Raw genomic sequence first — 15,668 nt, forward strand, 5'->3', positions numbered from 1 at the left:
CCTGTTCCTCCGATCCTGAGAAACTCGCCAAGGCGTTCTCAGGCCGTGTCGGGATAATCCGGCTGTCATGAGTCGACGGGCCGTTTCGGAGTTGGACACGCAGCCGTTACCGCGGGCGAACGGTCCGCGACATCGGCTGCCCCGCCGCCGCAATCGAAACCGCATCCTCGCCGCCGGCCGCGCTATCGGCGCGCTCGTTGCCGTCGCGGTGCTGGCCGCCACGGCCGCCGGGTGGAGTGGCTACCGCAATCTGTCCGGTGGCATCACCACGTCCCAAGCGTTGGCCGGTGGCCCCGAATCAGTCGGCGGTTCGCAGAACATCCTCATCATGGGTTTGGACAGCCGGTTGGACCAGCATGGCCAGCCGCTCCCCCAGGACATCTACGACGCGCTGCATGCCGGCGACGAAACGGTCGGCGGCTACAACTCCAATGTCCTTATCCTTCTGCACCTGCCGGGCGGCAACGGTCCGGTCAGCGCCGTTTCGGTGCCGCGTGACGACTACGTCGACATGCCGGGCTGTCCCAGCGGGGTGTGCAAGGGCAAGGTGAAGCAGGCCTACGGTTTGGCATACCAGCAGCAGCTGGACTCGTTGAGCGATAGCATCGCTGCGTCCGCACGCGAACAAACGGCGCGTGAGGCCGGCCGCAAGGCCGAGATCGCCACTGTGCGAAGGCTGTTGGGCGTGCCGATCGATCACTTCATCGAAGTCACGCTCGGGGCGTTCTTTCAGATCGCACAGGTGGTCCAGCCGATCACGGTGTGCCTGAACGATGACACCTCAGACAGCTATTCCGGTGCGGACTTTCACCGCGGCACCCAACAGATCAATGCCTCGCAGGCGATGGCGTTCGTCCGGCAACGCCGCGATGAGAACGACCAGATGTTCACCGACATGGACCGCACGCGCCGCCAGCAGGCGTTCATCGTGTCGCTGGTGACCGCGTTGCGCCACGGCGGCGCGTTGTCCAACGCTGCTGACCTGCGAAACCTGTTGAGCGTCGCCCAGCAGAACATCGCTGTCGACGACGGCTTCGACCTCGCCGATTTCGTCGACCACGCCGCCGCGTTGACCGACAGTGCGCTGACCCTCTACACGCTGCCGATCAAAGAGTTCGGCCAGAACACCGCGGGTGAGGACGTCAACATCGTCGACGTCCAAGGGATTCGGTCCATCGTGCACAACCTCTTCACCGACGGGTCCACCCCTGCAACTCCCACGTCCACTCAGAAGCCCTCTGCCCCAACGACACTCGATGTCATCAATGCCACCGATCACGCCGGCCTCGGCTCGGCGATCGAGCATTCGTTCGGCGACGACGGAATGATCGTCGGCACGGTGACGACCGCCGATCGTCTAGCCGAAACCAGCACGATTTCCTACGGGGTCGGCGCCGCCGACGCCGCGCGCACGTTGGCTGACCGCCTTCAGCTCGCCGCGACCGCCTCCGACACCGTCGCCCCGGACACCGTGCTGTTGACCGTCGGCGCCGACTTCCCCGCCGATCAGTACTTGACCGACAACCCGACCACCACTGCTGCGACGCCGGTTACCACCGTCGACGCGACAGCCGCCGGTGCGCAAGCACCTGCGCCGACTGACCTCACCGAGATGGCAGGGAAGAACACTCCGTGTGTGAAGTGATCACTGCCGCGGTTTGACCCACATTCCGGCGTCGCCGACGATGCCCACCGGTACCGCGCCGGACAGGCTGACGTTCTGCACGCTCGGGCCGGCCGCGACGATCGTGGTGTCCTGAAGGATCGGCAGCACGGTCGACATGTTCCACAGCCGGGGTTCGACCGCGTTGATCACCTCGCCGATGTCCTCGGTGCCGTCGAGTGCCGCGTCGATTTTCGGCTGGATGCTGTGGTCGCAGATGCCGGTGATATTGCTGGGCGCCTGGACGAGCTGGCCGGCTTCCGGCGCCGGGCTCGCGGTGGTCTGCGTCGGCGTCGTGGTCGGCCGCGGCGGTGGCGGCGGTGGCGGCGAATTACCCGTCGGCGCAGTCGAATTGGTGGTGGACGGAGTCGACGGCGTGGTTCCGACGGTGGTCGTCGAAACCGCGGTTGCCTCCAGCGCCGGGCAACCGTATCGCGACGCCAGCGACGTCGCGAGATCGCCGCCGGCCTGATGCCAGCCCACGACCGCGTCGACCCGGTTGTTGATCAGCGCGTCGCCGTAGAGCGCCACGGGATCCAGCGCCGACACCGATGCCGCGATGCCGACGTTGCGCAGTTGGTCTGCGGCGGTGTTGGCCACCGCGACAGCCGTCGGATCGTTGGCGGAGACGCCGAGGACAAGCGTCAGGGGCACACCGTCTTTGGTGATGCGCCCGCGGTTGTTCTCGGGCACCGGTGTGCCCGGCGTCGCAGGCGGCGTCGTCTCGATCGGCTCAACCTGATAGCCCGCGTTGGCCAGCAGCGCGAGCGCTGCCTCCTTTGTCATCGCGGGGGGCGCCGTCGGGACATAACCCGGGTCGGACGGGGATCGCACTTGAGCCTGCGCCAGTGTGACGGTGTTGTCGTCGCCGGCTCCGACCGACGCCAGCAGGTCGACGTCGAGCAGACCCAGAATCGCTTTGCGCACTTGGGAATCCGTGAGCGCGGGTTGCTGTGCCCGTAGGGTCAGCTGCATGACCCGCGGGGTGACGATGCGGGCGGTCCGAACGTCGGGAATCGCCGACAGTTGTGCGAACGCCGCCGCCCCGCCGTGCACCTGTGCGACCTGGGTGTCGCCGTTGCGGATCGAGTCGGCCAGCGCCGCCGACGAACCGCCGCGACGGAACAGCACCTGGTCCGGCTTCGCAGGCGCACTCCAATAGCGGTCGTTGCGGGCGAGCAGGATCTCATCGCGCTGTGGGTCAATGCTTTCCACGCGGAACTGGCCACCGGTGACCGGCAGCGCACGCGCCAGGCCTGCCGCGAATCCGCCAGGCACATCCTTGACGATGTGGGCGGGCAGGATGTTGTTGAACAGCTCGCGCCACGCGGGATAGGGCTGCGAGAACGTCACCACCGCGGTCTTGCCGCCCTCGACCGATTGCACGCCGGTGATCAGGTCATAGCCCGCGGGGTCCACGACTCCCGGCTGGCTGACCATCTGACGCCACAGGTACCAGTAGTCGTCGGCGGCGATCGGCGCGTTGTCCGTCCACGACGCCTCGGGACGGATCTTGTACGTGACGGTGAACGGGTTCTGATTGGTGACCTCGGCCGACTGCAGGAGCGTGGTGTCGAGCTCCCAACGAGACCCGGTGGGCGAGTTGGGATCCGGCACAGGCCGAAACGAACTGGGCAGTACCAGCGAGCTGATCGCCGCGTTCACCGGCGACTGGTCGGACAGCAGGTGCGCATTGAAGCCCGGGCCGATGGAATCGATGGCCATGATGATCTGCGTGGCCTTCATCGGAGGAGGCGGCGTCGACTCACTGGTGTCGGTGCTCTGCGGCGCGGGCGGCGGGCTGACCGTGCAGCCCCCGACCAACGTCACCAGCGCAGATAGCGCAACGATGACGCGTAGCGGGCCCGGCACGTCACACAGGTTATCGGGAGCGATTAAGAGCGCGCCTTGGCTCGAGCCTTTGCCCGCGCGCGCAGGCTGGCCGTCAGCTCCACCTTGCGCACCCGGACCACCTCCGGCGTCACCTCGACGCACTCGTCCTCCGCGCAGAACTCCATGGCCTGCTCGAGGTCCAGCTCCAGCGGCCGGGCCAGCGTCTCCATGACGTCGGCGGTCGAGCTGCGCATGTTCGTCAGCTTCTTCTCGCGGGTCACGTTGACGTCGAGGTCCTCGGCGCGCGGGTTGATGCCGACGACCTGACCCTCGTAGGTGTCCTGGCCGGGCTCGACGAAGAACTGGCCGCGGTCGGAGAGTTGGATCATCGCGAACGGCGTGATCGTCCCCGAGCGGTCCGACACCAGCGAGCCGGTGTGCCGCGAGCGGATCTCGCCCGCCCACGGCCGGTAGCCGTCGAACACCGCGTTGGCGATGCCGGTGCCGCGCGTCAGCGTCAGGAAGTCGGTCCGGAAGCCGATCAGCCCGCGGCTGGGCACGATGAAGTCCATCCGCACCCAGCCCGCTGCGTGGTTGGTCATCTCCTCCATGCGGCCCTTGCGGCCTGCCATCAGCTGCGTGATCGCGCCGACGAACTCCTCGGGGCAGTCGATCGTCATCGCCTCAAACGGTTCGTGCAGCTTGCCGTCGATCGTCTGCGTGACCACCTGTGGCTTGCCGACCGTCAGCTCGAAGCCCTCCCGCCGCATCTGCTCGACCAGCACGGCCAGCGCCAGCTCGCCGCGGCCCTGCACCTCCCAGGCGTCGGGCCGGTCGATATCGACGACCTTGATCGACACGTTGCCGACCAGCTCCTGGTCGAGCCGCGACTTCACCATCCTGGCGGTCAGCTTGTGGCCGGACACCTTGCCAGCCAGCGGCGAGGTGTTGGTGCCGATGGTGACCGAGATGGCGGGCTCGTCGACGGTGATCCGCGGCAGCGCGTGCGCGTGGTCCGGATCGGCCAGCGTGTCGCCGATCATGATCTCGGGGATGCCTGCGACGGCGACGATGTCGCCTGCGATGGCCTCGTCGGTAGCGGTCCGCTCGACGCCCTCGGTGACCAGGAGTTCGGTGATCTTGGCGTTCGTGATGACCGGATGGCCGTCGACCTCGCGCATCCAGGCGACCTGCTGGCCCTTGCGGATGCGCCCCTTGTAGATGCGGATCAGTGCGAGGCGGCCGAGGAAGGCCGAGGCGTCGAGGTTGGTCACCAACGCCTGCAACGGCGCCTCGGGATCACCCTGCGGTGGCGGGATGTGCTCGAGCAGCACGTCGAACAGCGGGTCGAGGTTGGTCCCCTCGGGATTCTCACCGTTGGCCGGCTCGGTGGTGCTGGCGATCCCTGCGCGCCCCGAGGCGTACAGCGTCGGCAGTCCAAGCGCGTTCTCGGCGGCCTTCTGCGCCTCCTCGTCGAGGTCGGAGGCGACGTCGAGCAACAGGTCGTGACTTTCGGAGACGACCTCGGCGATCCGGGCGTCGGGCCGGTCGGTCTTGTTGACGACGACGATCACGGGCAGGTGCGCCGCGAGCGCCTTGCGCAGCACGAATCGGGTCTGCGGGAGCGGCCCTTCCGATGCGTCGACCAGTAACAGCACGCCGTCGACCATCGAAAGGCCGCGCTCGACCTCGCCGCCGAAGTCCGCGTGGCCGGGGGTGTCGATCACGTTGATCACCGTCATGGAGCCATCGGCGTGCTTGCGGTGCACCGCGGTGTTCTTCGCCAGGATCGTGATGCCCTTTTCCTTCTCCAGGTCACCGGAGTCCATCAAGCGTTCGACGGCGTCGTCGCCGCGATGGTGCAGGGCACCCGATTGGCGCAGCATGGCGTCGACGAGGGTCGTCTTCCCATGGTCGACGTGTGCCACGATCGCGACGTTCCGAAAATCCACGCTGGTGATTCTCCCAGTGTGGTCGGCCAAACACGAAAACGAGAGACGCCGGTCACGTGCCGTACGGCGCACCTGTGAGCGGCAATGTCATCACACACCGCACTCACAGCGTCCGGGCGTAGCGTCGAATTCGCCCGTCAATAGTCGGTAGGAGGTTGACGAAAATGCCTGCTGAAGAGGTATTCACCATCGCAGTCATTGCCGTGCTGGCGACCGCCGCGACCGCGGCGATCTACCTCGGGCTGCTCAATTGGATCGGCGCGTTCTATGTGGTGCGGTGCGCGGCCTGCAGGCATCTGACGTTCTCGTCGGCGAACCAGTCGCGAGAGTCCTGCCCGCACTGCAGGCATCCGGGTTTGATGCATCCGATCCACTCGCTGCGCCACGCCGGTGTGGTGGTCAACGACCGACTGCACTACTGAGCGACTACGGCGTCGTCAGGCGCACCAGAACGCGACCGCCGTCCGGACGCGGCGGGAAATCGGTTTCGTTGAAGCCGTAGTACCTGCGCTGGTTGTCGGTGATCTCGTCGATCACCTCGCCCTGCGTCTTGATCAGATTGCCGTCGGCTTCGCGTATCGCGACGATGAAATCGCTCACCACCATTGATTCGGCCAGCAGCAGCGCCTGACCGCCAGACGTCAGGTCGACGAGAACGCCTGCGCCCGCGTAGTTGTTTCCGCCGCGCCCGGTGCCGTTGGGCGCCCAGTACACCGGCGTTGATGCGAGTCGACCTTCCACCCGAAACATCTGTCCCCCATGGCCGTTCGCATCCGCGGCAGTGATCACGGGCAGTGCGGCCACGCGCCGGTCGTCTTGCCAGAACATCACCGCCAGCGGGATGCACACGATCGCGTAGCACATCACGGTCAGCATCAGCACGGGCTTCCACGCGACCTCCCATGCGGTCCGCGCCGTCACACGTTCCAGTCGGCTTCTGCCGAACCGGAAGACGTACCAAGCCAATACGCGTGCGAAAGCCATTGCGGCAATCACGATCAGGCCGACGATGCCGGTGATGCGCCAATAGAAGGTGCTGTCGCCCTCGTTGCGGCTGAAGTACCACATCGACAGCGGGATGGGCACTGTCAGTAACGAGAGCAATGCGTAGGACGGATGGCTGGTCAGGTATTCGTAATCGACCCTGGCTCGGCGGTTGGCGACAAGGACCTCGACGTCGGTACCGGTGGGAACGTGGACCATCGGCGCCCAGGAGCCCTCGACGACGCGGGGCCGAAGCAGCCCGCGCACGAAGAGGAAGCCGGTAACGAGGGCCAGCACCAAGGCTCCCCAGAAAACGGCGGGGATCGACCCGCCGGTGCCCGGAACCCCAAGGGCACCGTGGATGTCGATCACTTTGCCGATGAAGAACGCCAGTGGCATGACGAAGAACAGTTCGACAAGCCAAATCTGAATCAGCTGTGGAATGCGGCTACCGACGCGGTCGAACGCCAGCACACCCCGCCAGATGAACCGGAGCACGCGCATGGGTGGGGAGAATAGTGTGCGCCAGCGGCTGGCGGGGCGAACAAAAGGCGTCGGCCTAGCCGGCGTCGCGCAGAAGAAGGGCCAGCTCGCTTACCCAGGCGCGGTCGGCGGGTACCCACGGCAGGTCGTCGAGTTCGTCGGCGCCGACCCAGCGCAGCGCGCGGTGATCGTTGGGGTGCAATGCGCCACCGGTCTGGGTGACGCGGTAGGCGCGCAACGTCATGGTGTCGGTGAGCGCGACATCGGCGCCGATGCGTGGGCCGACGGTGACGGCGACGCCGAGTTCCTCGTGAAGTTCGCGGGCCAACGCGGCAGCGTCGCTCTCCCCCGCCACGACCTTGCCGCCGGGAAGTTCCCAAAGGCCGGCGAGTTCCGGCGGCCGGGCCCGTTGCGCCACCAGCAGCAGGGAATCCGATATCAGCGCACCGGCAACGACGATCTGGTTCGACGCATGAGCAGACACTGCCCGCGACGGTATACGCCCGCCAATCAGTTCGGGAACAGGTTTGGGAACAACTCGTGCAGTCGTCGGTGGCGCGGCGGAGCGGGCGCCATCGTCTCGGCCGTCAACTGCGAGGGCGATATCGCTACGGCCGGTGGCGTGGTGGGCGGCGGCAGCTCAGTCGTAGTCGCCGGAAGCGGCTGCGGCTCGGCGGCCACCGGGCTGGAGGTCGATGGAGCTGAATTGGGTTGGACCACAGGTCGTTTCGAACTGTCCGACATCCAGATGACAGAAGCGACGAGCATGCCGAGAAGGAGTACGAGACCGCCCCCGGCAACCACGTATCCGGACCGCCGTTGCACTGCTCGATTGTTCTGCACAACTCTGTCAGGCACCTGTCAGTACACCCACGAGCGCGCTACGTTGAAGAGATGGCTGTGTTAACGGATGACCAAGTAGACGCCGCACTGCCCGACCTTCCCGGCTGGGAGCGCACCGACGGCGCGCTGCGCCGCTCGATCAAATTTCCCGCCTTCCTCGACGGCATCGACGCCGTGCGTCGAGTCGGCGAGAAGGCGGAGGAAAAAGACCATCACCCCGATATCGATATCCGTTGGCGGACAGTCACTTTCGTCTTGGTGACGCACTCCGCCGGCGGTATCACCGAGAACGATCTGCAGATGGCTCGGGAGATAAACGCGATCGTCGGGAACCCGTAGTCGCGACCCACGCCAGCGTCGCCACCGTCGCGACGATGTAGATCAGCCCCGCCCAGGCCAGGTACCACGGGCGGGGGATGACCCAGATCGTCGGCTGCGCGAAGCTCAGCAGCCACGGCACCCCGACGACGGTCAGGATCAACCAGCCCCAGCCCAGCACCCGCGCGCCCGTCCGCTCACGGAGCGGGCCGTGCAGCAGCCAGATCATCAGCGGAATCAGCCACACCCAGTGATGCGTCCACGAGATCGGCGACAGCAGTAGGCCGAACAGTTGCACGACGACGATCGCGCCCAGCCGGTCGGATGCGCCGCCGACCGCGCGCCACGCCAACACGGCGAGCACGGTGGTGATCGCGATCCCTGCCAGCACCAGTGGCCCATAACCGGCGTCGTGCCCGAGAATCCGCGAGATGCCGCCGCGCCACGACTGGTTGAACGACGTTCCGATCGGGCCCACCCGGGACGCGTCGCCAAGCAATTCCGTGAAGTAGTAACGGGTTTGGTCGCCGACGACGATGGCCGAGACGGCGATCGTGCCGAAGAACACCACCGCCGAGAACAGCGCAGCGCCCCAACGTCGGGCGCCGACGAAGTAGAGGCCCGATACCGCAGGCGTCAGTTTCACTCCCGCGGCCAGCCCGACGAGCAGCCCCGACAGCCACCATCGTGTGCTGTAGACCGCGTACAGCACGGCGAGCACCAGCAGCACGTTGATCTGCCCGTAGTCGAAATTGCTTCGCAGCGGTTCGAGCCAGATGCCGACCGCGGTCCACAACATCGCGATGCGCCGGTCGCCGGCGGGCCCGGGCAGCAGTCGCTGGCTGACACGCACGACTCCGTAGAGCGCCGCGATGGTGCCGAGTTGCCAAGCGAACGCGAGGATTCCGAACGGAATCAGATGCAACGGATAGAACACGACGGCCGCGAACGGCGGGTAGGTGAACGGCAGCGGGAAGTCGGGCGTCTGGTCGGCGTAGACGTAGTCGTACAGCGTGCCGCGATGGTCGAGCGCGCCGGCACCGCCGACGTACACGTGCAGGTCGACGAAGTTGGCGCCGTTGGGCACCAGGTAGGTCCATGCCAGGCGCGCGGCGATGCTCAGCACCAACAGCACTGGCGCCGCGGCGGCCAGGCGGGCGGGCAGGCGCGGGGCGGCGGCTGTCGAGGTGGTGTTTATCCGCCCGACTCTATCCACGGTCACCGAAGCCCTTCGTATCCGTAACGGTTGAATAACCGCCACACGTGTCACTTGAGTAACACCAGTAACTGGACGACTGTCGGGCCCAGGCGTGCCTTCAACGATTGGGAGAACCATGAAATTCACCAGGAAAATGCTTGCCACCAGCATGATCACCGCTGCGAGCGCAGCCGGGCTTGCGCTGGGGCTCAGCGCAACGGCTGCAGCTGATCCCGCGGCGGCCCCCGCCCCGACTCCCGGCGTGCCGGGCCTGCCGTTCCTCCAGCAGCTCGCCACCAACCCGGCGACGGCAACGACCCTCATGCAGGGCCTCACGTCGTTCCTCGGCACCGCGCAAACCGCCGCCGCACCTGCCGCGGCACCCGCCGCGGGGCCGTCAACTGCAACCGCGTCGCTCACGCTTCCTCAGGCTCCGGCGGCGGCTCCCGCCCCCGCGGCACCGCTGGCCGCGCCGCAGAACCTGCTGACGTCGGTGCCGGGTGCCTTGGCGTCGTTGATGCCGGCAGGCACACCGTTTGCCGGTCTCCTGCCGTCCGCACCGACGGCGCCCGCCGCGGCCGCGCCCGCAGCCGCCGCCGCTCCGGTGGCCGCCGCACCAGCGGCGCCGGCGAGCCAAGCCATCGCGCCGCTGCTGATGCCGTTGTCGGCACTGCCGTGACGGCGGTCGACTCGCGTCACTGAATACAAACCAGGCAACCAGGAATCGGGGAAACCATGTCATCGATCAGGACGACGTTCGCCGGCATCAGCGCCGCTGTCGGCTCTTCGGTAGCACTACTGCTGGGTGGAATGACACCGGTGGCCAACGCCGACCCGGTGCCGCCGCTGCCGATCGATGCGGTGCAGGCGCCGGGTCTTTCGGCGGTGCAGGGCATCGGTCCGGTGATCCAGCGCGCCGCTGCAGATCCGACTAATGCGGCTTCGGAGTTGATGGCTGCCGCGGCGGCATTCGCGGGCAATTCGGCGTTGCCTTCGGATTCGCGGAACGTGGCGACGGCGGTGAATCAGTTCGTCGCCCACGTCCCCGCGCCCGGCGCCGTCCCGGGTACCGAGGCGCATCTGCCTGCGGGTGTCGACCCTGCGCATGCCGTCGGCCCCGCGCCGCAGGCCGCCCCGGTCGCCGCGCCGATTCCCGACGTCGCACCGGCACCGGCCCCTGTCCCGGCGCCCGCTCCTGCCCCGCTTCCTGCGCCCGATGCGGCGGCTCCGGCCGCTGCGCCCGCGTTCGGTCCCGACGCTCCGCCGACGCAGGACTTCATGTACCCGTCGATCAGTAACGGGTGCCTGGCCGACGGCAGCAATGTGTTCGCGACCGCGATCTCGGTTGCGGGCCCGGCCAAGATCCCCGCACCTGGGCCCGCAGCGGGTCAGACGGCATACGTGTTCACCGCGATCGGGACGCCGGCGCCGGCTGCCGAGCAGAAACTGCCGCTGAACGTCACCTGGGTCAATCTGACGACGGGCAAGTCGGGCAGCGCGACACTGAAGCCCCGGCCGGACATCAACCCGAATGGCCCGACGACGCTGTCGGCAATCGTGGACACCGGCTCGGGCAGCATCATCTCGACGATTTTCGGACAGGTCACCACCGTCGAGAAGCAGTGTCAATTCATGCCGACCATCGGCTCGACGGTCGTCCCTTAGCCCCGCGTCGAAATAGAATTCCCGGTCGTTATCCGTCGCGATTAACGACCGGGAATTCTGTTTCGCGGGACCGGCGCTATTTTTGACGGAAGTGGTAATTATTCCGTGCTGCCTCATTGAATTCGGAAGTAAACACATACCTTCGTTAGCGGACATACAGCCAGGTCAGCACCCCTGATATTTGAAATAGGAAATGCGTAACCTAGGCGGCGCCGCCCGAATTTTCGAGTACTCGAATACTCGACTCGTTCACCCGGGCCGAACTTAATCTCCCTTTCGACAGCATTCCCGCGTCCGCGGGACTACTCGGGGGAGGTCAATCATGGGGTACGGACGTTATGTCGGTCGAATCGGGGGATTAGCGGTAGCGCTGGGCATCGGCGTCGGGATGGCCGCGGCGCCGTGGGTGGCGTCGGCGAAACCGCCGTCAGACAAGTCATCGGACTCGGCATCGTCCACCTCATCGCCGTCCTCGGCATCGACGACGAACACGTCGCCGACGACAAAGAAGCCGTCCACCCCAGGCTCCACGAAGGGCGTCAAGGGCAACATCAGTATTTCCGTCGACGGGGTGCAGCGAGTCGACCACGGTGACGCTCAGGCGACCACAACTTACGGGCAGGGCTCGACGGCAGTTGCCAAGGGCGCCAACACGATTGCAGATGCGAGCAACTGCATCGGCTGTTCGGCCACCGCCACAGGCACTAACGCGACGGCGAGCACCGCCGGCAGCGATCCCGCCAATCCCGGAAGCGGTAACAATGCCACCGCCACCGGCGCGGGCAGCACCGCTTTGGCAGGAGCCAACGGCAGCAACAACATTGGAAACACCGCAACCGCGACGGACGGCAGTACCGCTTACGCCGGCTCGTTCGGTGGCGGCAACGTTGGCAACACCGCCAACGCCACGGGCGGCAGCACGGCCTATGCAGGCAGTGGCGTGCAACTGCCGGAAGACCCCAACGATCCTGGGATCGTTGTGGTCGCTGGTAGCAACAACGTCGGCAACATCGCGGAGGCCACCAACGGAAGCACGGCCTCCGCCGGTTCTCTCGGCGACGGCAACCTCAGCAACACGGCGACCGCCAGTGACGGCAGCAACGCTGTGGCCGGCGGCGGTGCAGTTCTGGCTCACGACTTCTCCACCGGAAACAACAACTACCTCAACACCGCCGACGCCACGAACGGCGGCATCGCAGGCGCTGGTGCTTCCGGCGACGGAAACTACGACAACCACGCCACCGCCAGCACTGGCGGCGCCGCCGACGCAGGCACCGACGGAAGCAACAACTACAGCAACAAGGCGACAGCCTCCAACGGTGCCGTGGCTCTCGCCGGGGCTCAGGGATCCGAAAACACGGGAAACGTCGCAACGGCGTCCGGCAATCCCGACGACGAGACGTTCACCGTGACGCAGGCCTTTGCCGGCTCGTTCGGCAGCGGCAATGACGACAACAAAGCGATCGCTACAGACACCGTCGTTGACGGCTCGGAAGCCATGGCCAGCGCCGGGTCCTTCGGATCGTTCTCCGGTGAGTCCACGTCCAACGACAACAACACGGCCGTCGCCACGGACGGCATGGCTGTAGCGGGTTCGGATGGCACCGGCAACCAAAACAACAAAGCCGAGACCACCAATGGCGTGGCGCTCGCCGGCACGCTAGGCAACGACAACCACGACAACGATGCGGTGGCCACCGATGGCGGCTTTGCTTCCGCCGGTGCATTCGGCAGTGACAACAACCTGAACACTGCGGAGGCCAACACGGGCTTGGCGGTCGCAGGCGGCGGGGATCTGCTCGGTAGCTCCGCGGCGCCGGGTGATCACAACACCGACAACCACGCGTACACCGACAGCGGGGGCACGGCCTATGCGGGCGCCGCCGGAAGTTACAACGACGGCAACAACGCCGGGGCAAGCACCGGCGGAACCGCCTATGCCGGATACAACGGCGGCTTCGATGACACCACGGGGAATGCCGGAAACGACGGCAACTTCGCCATCGCCACCGATGGCGGCACGGCAACGGCGGGCTCCAACGGCAACGGCAACAACAGCAACTGGGCCATCGCCACCGGCACCTCCGCCGACGGCACCTTCTCCAGCCAGGCGACCGCGGGCTCCTACGGCAACGGCAACGACACCAATCAGGCCTACGCCTTCGACGGCAGCATGGCGTCGGCCGGCGAGGGCGGTAACTCCAACGTCGACAACTACGCCTCCGCAGAAGGCGGGGCGGACGGCATCAGCTTCGCCACCGCGGGAATCCAAGGAGACTCCAACACCAACAACCACGCCGAAGCGGTGAACGGCAGCGAGGCGTACGCCGCGGAGGTGGGCGATTTCAACGTCAACAATTACGCCAAGTCCACCGACAACAGCTATGCGAGCGCGGGCATCTGGGGCAGCAACAACCTCAACAACACCGCCACTGCCGAAACCGACAGCGGCGCGCAGGTGGCCAGCTTCGGGAGTTTCCTGCCAGGCGAAGGCAACACCGGCAACGTCGGCACCGCGACCAACGGCAGTGCGGCTGAGGCCGCATACGGGTCATCCAGCAGCGACGGCAATGTAGCCACCGCCAGCGACGGCGGATTTGCGAGGGCGGGGACGGCCAGCGTAGATGCCGACGACAACAACGCCACCGCCACGGGCGTCGACAGCTTCGCGTCCGCAGGCTCGTACGGTACCGGCGACCCGTACTCGGGATGGGACGTCACCGCCGGCCCCGGCCAATCGGTCTGCGAACCGGATGCTTGCTAGTACGCCATGAAGAGGATCGCGTCCCGGTCGTACTCGCGGCCGGGATGCGCCTCGGTCAAGTGAGCCTGGGCCTTTTCGACGAGATCGTCCTCGTCCTTGCCGGTGATCGCCTCACCGCAGGGGCAGTTCAAATGAGTCTTCATGTGTTCACAATCGCATATCGGCCAAGATGGCGGTCATGGACTTCTCCGACGTCATCCGCACAACGGGCGCCACCCGCCGGTTCGCCGACGACCCGCTGCCCGACGAGGTGCTCGAGCGCATCCTCGACAATGCCCGATTCGCGCCGAGCGGTGGCAACCGTCAAGGCGTGCGTGTGATCGTCGTCCGGGACCGCGCGACCCGTGAGGCGATCGTCGAGCTGAGCGTCACGGGTGCGCGACGGTATATCGCGCAAACCAAAAACGGTGAGGGGCCGTGGAATCCCGTGCACCCCATGAAGGTTTCGCCCGAAGAGGTGGCTGCCACCGAAGTGCCGCCCTACCTAGGCGCGCCGGTCCTTGGCGCAGGCGCCGTGCTCGTCGTCACGGTCGATCTCAATGTCTGTGCGGCGTTCGACCAGAACCTCGACCGCATCGGCCTCATCGCAGGCGCGTCGGTCTATCCGTTCGTCTGGAGCATCCTGCTGTCCGCGCGAAATGAAGGATACGGCGGCGTGCTGACCACGATGGCCGTCGCTGAGGAGCCTGCTGTCAAGGATTTGCTCGGCATCCCGGACGACTATGCGATCGCGGCCATCCTTCCGATCGGCAAGCCGGTCAAGCAGGTCAGCAAGCTCACCCGTAAGCCGGTCAACGAACTCGCGACCCGCGAGCGTTTCGACGGCGAGCCGTTTGGCGCCTAGGAGTCGCAGCGCGATAACAGTTCGGCAGTTAGCCAGACTCAAAGCAGACTCGAACCAGACTCGAAGCGGCGTTCTCTCTTCCGCTGACCGCGGTCTCATGAGACCTTGGGTTCGTGACCTGCACGCTGGGCTACGCAACAGCCAGCACCGTCGAGCACAACCTTGAGGGACAGCTCGCGGAACTGAACGCTGCAGGCGTCGACCCTAGGCGCGTGTTCACCGACAAGTTGTCCGACTCCGCCGAGCGCGTGCGCGCCGGCCTGCACGCGATGCTGAGCTACGCGCGTTCCGGTGACACGGTCATCGTCGTGGCAATCGACCGGCTCGGCCGGTCCGCCGCCGAGGTGACGCGGACCATCGCCGACCTCACCGACCGCGGAATCCGGCTGCGCACACTGAAAGAGGGACTCGACACAGGTACCGCGACCGGACGCGTAGTCGCCCACATCCTGACGTCGCTGGCGCACCTCGATGTCGAGCACGAGCAGCACCGCGCGAGCTAGGCCTTCGCCGGGTTGAACGGCTCAGGCCTTCGCCGCCTTCGCTGCTGCCTTCGCCTGCTTCTTGTACGACCGCACCTTCTCGAGCGAACCCGCATCCTTGACGTCGGCGATCGACATGAACGACCCGGCCTTGCCGTAGTCCCCTGCTGCCTCACGCCAGCCCTTCGGCGTCACGCCGTACTGCTTGCCGAGCAGCGCCAGGAAGATCTTCGCCTTCTGTTCGCCGAATCCGGGCAATGACTTGATCCGACGCAGCACCTCGGCTCCGTCCGGATCACCTGCCGTCCACAGCGCCGACGCCTCGCCGCCGTACTGGTCGACGACGATTTGCGCCAGTGCCTGGATCCGCTTGGCCATCGATCCCGGAAAGCGGTGAATCGCAGGCGTTTTCGAACACAGAGCCGCGAATTCCTCGGGGTTGTAGTCGGCGATTTCGCGGGCGTCCACTCCGCCGATGCGATCGGCGATCTTCTTCGGTCCTGCGAACGCGGCTTCCATGGGGTACTGCTGATCCAGCAGCATCCCCACCAGCAGCGCGAAGGGATTGGACTCCAGCAGCGCGTCGGCCGCCGGATCTTGAACTAGCTGCAGTTTCGCCACGCGGCCAGTCTAGAACGC

16 protein-coding genes are annotated in these 15,668 nt (G+C 66.4%); 8 read left to right on the forward strand and 8 right to left on the reverse strand.

Annotated elements, in window-relative coordinates:
- Positions 1 to 67 precede the first annotated feature (67 nt).
- Entirely contained in the window at positions 68 to 1,645 is a 1,578-nt protein-coding gene (locus J3E61_RS01235) for an LCP family protein (protein WP_210082317.1), read from the forward strand.
- Here J3E61_RS01235 and J3E61_RS01240 read toward each other — a convergent pair whose 3' ends face one another.
- Together J3E61_RS01240 and typA are read right to left on the reverse strand one after the other, a co-directional pair.
- A complete protein-coding gene (locus J3E61_RS01240; protein ID WP_210082318.1) occupies positions 1,646 to 3,535 on the reverse strand; it encodes an ABC transporter family substrate-binding protein in 1,890 nt (629 codons plus the stop codon).
- A 23-nt stretch (positions 3,536 to 3,558) separates the two neighbouring features.
- Positions 3,559 to 5,448 (reverse strand): translational GTPase TypA, encoded by a 1,890-nt coding sequence (typA, locus tag J3E61_RS01245; RefSeq protein WP_210082319.1) that lies wholly within the window; start codon positions 5,446 to 5,448, stop codon positions 3,559 to 3,561.
- 164 nt (positions 5,449 to 5,612) lie between these two features.
- Between typA and J3E61_RS01250 the strand changes: the two genes are divergently transcribed.
- Positions 5,613 to 5,870 (forward strand): hypothetical protein, encoded by a 258-nt coding sequence (locus J3E61_RS01250; protein WP_192726735.1) that lies wholly within the window; start codon positions 5,613 to 5,615, stop codon positions 5,868 to 5,870.
- 4 nt (positions 5,871 to 5,874) lie between these two features.
- Here the strand turns inward: J3E61_RS01250 and J3E61_RS01255 are convergent, their stop codons facing one another.
- Together J3E61_RS01255 and J3E61_RS01260 are read right to left on the reverse strand one after the other, a co-directional pair.
- Positions 5,875 to 6,936, reverse strand: coding sequence for a hypothetical protein (locus tag J3E61_RS01255; protein ID WP_210082320.1), 1,062 nt, complete (start codon positions 6,934 to 6,936; stop codon positions 5,875 to 5,877).
- Positions 6,937 to 6,991: 55 nt separating this feature from the next.
- Positions 6,992 to 7,399, reverse strand: a complete 408-nt coding sequence (locus tag J3E61_RS01260) for an NUDIX domain-containing protein (RefSeq protein WP_192726737.1) — start codon at positions 7,397 to 7,399, stop codon at positions 6,992 to 6,994.
- A 410-nt stretch (positions 7,400 to 7,809) separates the two neighbouring features.
- On the opposite strand from J3E61_RS01260, the gene J3E61_RS01265 reads away from it, so the two are divergent.
- Positions 7,810 to 8,097 (forward strand): 4a-hydroxytetrahydrobiopterin dehydratase, encoded by a 288-nt coding sequence (locus J3E61_RS01265; protein ID WP_210082321.1) that lies wholly within the window; start codon positions 7,810 to 7,812, stop codon positions 8,095 to 8,097.
- Here J3E61_RS01265 and J3E61_RS01270 read toward each other — a convergent pair.
- Positions 8,039 to 9,412: a mannosyltransferase gene (locus J3E61_RS01270; RefSeq protein ID WP_210082322.1), complete on the reverse strand. Its 1,374-nt coding sequence runs from the start codon at positions 9,410 to 9,412 to the stop codon at positions 8,039 to 8,041. The two genes, J3E61_RS01265 and J3E61_RS01270, sit on opposite strands and share 59 nt — an antisense overlap.
- On the opposite strand from J3E61_RS01270, the gene J3E61_RS01275 reads away from it, so the two are divergent.
- Positions 9,411 to 9,953, forward strand: a complete 543-nt coding sequence (locus J3E61_RS01275) for a hypothetical protein (RefSeq protein WP_210082323.1) — start codon at positions 9,411 to 9,413, stop codon at positions 9,951 to 9,953. The two genes, J3E61_RS01270 and J3E61_RS01275, sit on opposite strands and share 2 nt — an antisense overlap.
- Positions 9,954 to 10,009: 56 nt before the next feature.
- On the forward strand, positions 10,010 to 10,939 hold the full coding sequence (locus J3E61_RS01280; RefSeq protein WP_210082324.1) for a hypothetical protein: 930 nt from the start codon (positions 10,010 to 10,012) through the stop codon (positions 10,937 to 10,939).
- A 336-nt stretch (positions 10,940 to 11,275) separates the two neighbouring features.
- Here the strand turns inward: J3E61_RS01280 and J3E61_RS01285 are convergent, their stop codons facing one another.
- Positions 11,276 to 11,491, reverse strand: a complete 216-nt coding sequence (locus tag J3E61_RS01285) for a hypothetical protein (protein WP_210082325.1) — start codon at positions 11,489 to 11,491, stop codon at positions 11,276 to 11,278.
- 19 nt (positions 11,492 to 11,510) lie between these two features.
- On the opposite strand from J3E61_RS01285, the gene J3E61_RS01290 reads away from it, so the two are divergent.
- A complete protein-coding gene (locus J3E61_RS01290; protein WP_210082326.1) occupies positions 11,511 to 13,703 on the forward strand; it encodes a hypothetical protein in 2,193 nt (730 codons plus the stop codon).
- Here the strand turns inward: J3E61_RS01290 and J3E61_RS01295 are convergent.
- Positions 13,700 to 13,846, reverse strand: coding sequence for a DUF1059 domain-containing protein (locus J3E61_RS01295; RefSeq protein WP_192726743.1), 147 nt, complete (start codon positions 13,844 to 13,846; stop codon positions 13,700 to 13,702). The two genes, J3E61_RS01290 and J3E61_RS01295, sit on opposite strands and share 4 nt — an antisense overlap.
- A gap of 35 nt (positions 13,847 to 13,881) precedes the next feature.
- On the opposite strand from J3E61_RS01295, the gene J3E61_RS01300 reads away from it, so the two are divergent.
- Positions 13,882 to 14,547 (forward strand): nitroreductase family protein, encoded by a 666-nt coding sequence (locus J3E61_RS01300; protein ID WP_210082327.1) that lies wholly within the window; start codon positions 13,882 to 13,884, stop codon positions 14,545 to 14,547.
- 113 nt (positions 14,548 to 14,660) lie between these two features.
- On the forward strand, positions 14,661 to 15,050 hold the full coding sequence (locus J3E61_RS01305) for a recombinase family protein (protein ID WP_210082328.1): 390 nt from the start codon (positions 14,661 to 14,663) through the stop codon (positions 15,048 to 15,050).
- 21 nt (positions 15,051 to 15,071) lie between these two features.
- Here the strand turns inward: J3E61_RS01305 and J3E61_RS01310 are convergent, their stop codons facing one another.
- Positions 15,072 to 15,650, reverse strand: a complete 579-nt coding sequence (locus tag J3E61_RS01310; protein WP_192726746.1) for a Fe-S cluster assembly protein HesB — start codon at positions 15,648 to 15,650, stop codon at positions 15,072 to 15,074.
- Positions 15,651 to 15,668 lie beyond the last annotated feature (18 nt).

Source organism: Mycobacterium sp. OAE908, assembly GCF_017872775.1.
Taxonomy (GTDB): domain Bacteria; phylum Actinomycetota; class Actinomycetes; order Mycobacteriales; family Mycobacteriaceae; genus Mycobacterium.

Excerpts from the sequence above, each read along its gene's own strand:
- J3E61_RS01235 (WP_210082317.1), top strand. The coding sequence starts at position 68 with ATGAGTCGACGGGCCGTTTCGGAGTTGGACACGCAGCCGTTACCGCGG.
- J3E61_RS01250 (WP_192726735.1), top strand. The coding sequence starts at position 5,613 with ATGCCTGCTGAAGAGGTATTCACCATCGCAGTCATTGCCGTGCTGGCG.
- J3E61_RS01255 (WP_210082320.1), bottom strand. The coding sequence starts at position 6,936 with ATGCGCGTGCTCCGGTTCATCTGGCGGGGTGTGCTGGCGTTCGACCGC.
- J3E61_RS01265 (WP_210082321.1), top strand. The coding sequence starts at position 7,810 with ATGGCTGTGTTAACGGATGACCAAGTAGACGCCGCACTGCCCGACCTT.
- J3E61_RS01275 (WP_210082323.1), top strand. The coding sequence starts at position 9,411 with ATGAAATTCACCAGGAAAATGCTTGCCACCAGCATGATCACCGCTGCG.
- J3E61_RS01270 (WP_210082322.1), bottom strand. The coding sequence starts at position 9,412 with ATGGTTCTCCCAATCGTTGAAGGCACGCCTGGGCCCGACAGTCGTCCA.
- J3E61_RS01280 (WP_210082324.1), top strand. The coding sequence starts at position 10,010 with ATGTCATCGATCAGGACGACGTTCGCCGGCATCAGCGCCGCTGTCGGC.
- J3E61_RS01285 (WP_210082325.1), bottom strand. The coding sequence starts at position 11,491 with ATGTTGCCCTTGACGCCCTTCGTGGAGCCTGGGGTGGACGGCTTCTTT.
- J3E61_RS01295 (WP_192726743.1), bottom strand. The coding sequence starts at position 13,846 with ATGAAGACTCATTTGAACTGCCCCTGCGGTGAGGCGATCACCGGCAAG.
- J3E61_RS01300 (WP_210082327.1), top strand. The coding sequence starts at position 13,882 with ATGGACTTCTCCGACGTCATCCGCACAACGGGCGCCACCCGCCGGTTC.